Source organism: Bacteroides sp. ET225 (assembly GCF_024733745.1).
Classification (GTDB): domain Bacteria; phylum Bacteroidota; class Bacteroidia; order Bacteroidales; family Bacteroidaceae; genus Phocaeicola; species Phocaeicola excrementipullorum.
Genome location: NZ_JANRHN010000070.1, coordinates 1 through 2793, shown reverse-complemented (window position 1 = coordinate 2793; position 2793 = coordinate 1). Strand labels below are relative to the sequence as shown.

The following is a 2793-nucleotide window of genomic DNA, read 5'->3' as shown; positions in this document are numbered from 1 at the left end:
GTAAGCTTCCAAAATTGGCGTATTGACTAGTATGTCCCTTTCCTTTACCTTCGTGCTAAACTTAAAACTCGAAAGATTATGTTTAGCGAAAAAGATTTTGAAAGACTGTGGTTCCTCTACAAGACCGAGGGCGAACCCAAAGGAGTTTCCATCAACTCATTCTGCATTGGCAACAATATTCCATACACGGCATTCTATGACTGGTTCAAGAAGACACAGAAAAAGGTTGTATCTGTAGAAGTGGAAGGAATTCCGGAAGAGCTGATTCGGACAGGCAATGAAGAACGGCAGGAGGTTGCTAAAGACAAGCCCAAACGTACAACTCCCCATAAAGGAAGCATTATGGTGACGATAAGAACCCGTGAGGGCTTGTGCATACAGAAGAAAGGCTTAGACTATCAGGGGCTGAAAACACTGGTGGAGAAACTGGAGGGCTTATGCTAAGTATTAACGGACTGCATAACTTCTATTATCTTCCTGAACTTCACGATATGAGATGCAAGGCTCAGCGTATATGTGAGATAATCCGCGGCAGGTACCACCGTGACCCGATGAACGGCGATGTTTACATGTTCATGTCTAAAGACCAGCGCAAGGTTCGCATGATACACTATGAGCGCAATGCCTATTATCTTCATGAGAAGTCCTTCATAAAGGGCTACAGGTTCATGAGGATAGAGCGCAAGGATGACGTGACAGTGTATAAGATAGACTGGAAAGACCTGGTCACGATACTTGAAACTCCGGTAATAACGAGCATAAGAATTTAATGATAAAACTCTGAATATCAGCAATAAAAGCTCTCTAAACATTTGCGTATCTCACTGAAAATGAGTATCTTTACATAAAATTTAGAGAACATGGAAACAGAGGAACTTATAGAACACATACTCAGACAGAAGCATCTTGAAGAGATGATGAACAGGCCTGAAAAGGAGCATACACCCCTTGAAGGTATGGATAATGAGCAGATAAAGAGGTTCGCCCTGTTCCTGTTTGAAGAGAATCAGAACAAGAGCAAGCAGCTTGATGAAATGATAGCACGACTTGATGAAATAGGAAAAGACCTGAAGGACGCCAACCGTAAGATTGATTCCCTTACAGATGCCCTGCTTAAGGCAAACAGCAAGGCTGAGAAGGCTGCCATTGAATGCAAGCTCCGCGACAAGGAATACAAAAAGCTTGAGAAAAAGCATAACGCCCTTGTCGAGCGTCTTTCACTTATGAATAACCAGACTTACGCTTCATCCAAAAGCCTTAAAGGCATTGACCGCAAAAAGGTCGTAAAAGGAAAGCATGACGACAAGGATGACTTTGACGGTACTCCCACTGCTCCGGCTGGTGAAGTTCCACAGTCAGAGCCTTCCGCATCATGCGACACGCAGGATACTCCGGCCACTCCTCATTCCAAGGAAAGACCGTATAGAAAAGGGATGAGATACAACAAGAACTGTGTAGGCACCCCGATAATACACAAGTCCGATTATACAATGCTTCCTGAGGGGTCTGTAGTGATATCATCGAGCTATCGTAAAATAAGAAATATCGTGAGCCATATTGAGGAACATCACTTTGAAGTGCTTAAGGTAAAGCATGCCGACGGCAGGATTGAAAGCATGTTCCTTCCCATGAAAGATGACGCCCGGGCTGACATCTACAATGAGATTGTACCGGGTACAAGCATTACGGCAAACATGCTCTCGTATCTTATGTTCAACCGCTTCCAGATGTCAACGCCAGCATACAGGGAAGCTAAAAACCGTCTGTCGGATATGGACTGGAACACTTCTGTCCAGAACCTGCTGAACTGGGCCGACAAAGGTGCAATGCAACTCAATAAGCTGATACCTGCCCTCAAGAAGATTGCCCTTCAGGACGGTGCGAACGTGAATGTGGACGAGACATGGCTTCGTTACCACGCTTACAATAAGAAACGCAAGACCTATATGTGGTGTCTGGTAAACAGAAAAGCCCGTATTGTCATCTTCTTTTATGAGGACACAACGGACGATGAAGGTTTGCAGAAACATGGAGGAAGGAGCAGAAATGTGTTGAAGGAGTTCCTTGGTGATGCAAAAATCAAATCACTGCAGAGTGACGGTTATAACGTATATATGTATCTTGACAACGAACTTATGGATATAGAGCATCTCTGTTGTCTGGCTCATGCAAGGGCCAAGTTCAAGTATGCCTTCGACCAGGGAAGCCTGCAGGCAAGAATCTTCCTTGAGCTGATAGGAAAGTTATACGGCATGGAAGATACTTACCGCCGGGAAAAACTTACCGCAGACGAGATTTACCACAGAAGAAACAGTAAGGAAACGACGGAAATCATTGATAAGATAAGGACAGAGCTTTATGATCTGCTTGCAAATCCGGATGAGAGCCGAAGTGAACTTATGGGCAAGGCCCTTAAGTATCTGAAGAACTTCTGGAATCAGATCTTCGCCTACAGAAACGATGGAGAATACTCAATAGACAATATGGCGGCTGAAAGAGCGATAAGACCAATCACTGTCCAACGAAAGAACAGTCTGTTCTTCGGAAGCGTGAAAGGAATACAGAACTCCGCAATCTATAATACCTTTATAGAAACCTGCAAACAGGTAGGTGTCTCCTTCAGGGATTACTTCTGCAGGCTGCTCAGAGAATTAAAAAAGGGAAGAACGGATTACGAAAACCTGCTTCCCATGACAATATGCAAATAATAATCGTTAAATTTGTGGACTCTTTTTTAGACGGGTGCCTGCTGGCGCCCGTCTAAAAAGGGGTGCCCTAAAATTGGAAGTTTAC

At 44.1% G+C, this 2793-nt stretch carries 3 protein-coding genes; all 3 read left to right on the top strand.

Going from position 1 to position 2793, the window contains the following annotated elements:
* Window positions 1–78 precede the first annotated feature (78 nt).
* A complete protein-coding gene (locus tag NW212_RS15085; protein ID WP_258339435.1) occupies window positions 79–444 on the top strand; it encodes a hypothetical protein in 366 nt (121 codons plus the stop codon).
* Window positions 438–770, top strand: a complete 333-nt coding sequence (gene tnpB / locus NW212_RS15080; RefSeq protein WP_072530537.1) for an IS66 family insertion sequence element accessory protein TnpB — start codon at window positions 438–440, stop codon at window positions 768–770. The genes NW212_RS15085 and tnpB overlap by 7 nt, the downstream gene beginning before the upstream one ends.
* A 90-nt stretch (window positions 771–860) precedes the next feature.
* Window positions 861–2708 (top strand): IS66 family transposase, encoded by a 1848-nt coding sequence (locus tag NW212_RS15075; protein WP_258339434.1) that lies wholly within the window; start codon window positions 861–863, stop codon window positions 2706–2708.
* The last annotated feature ends 85 nt before the right edge of the window (window positions 2709–2793 follow it).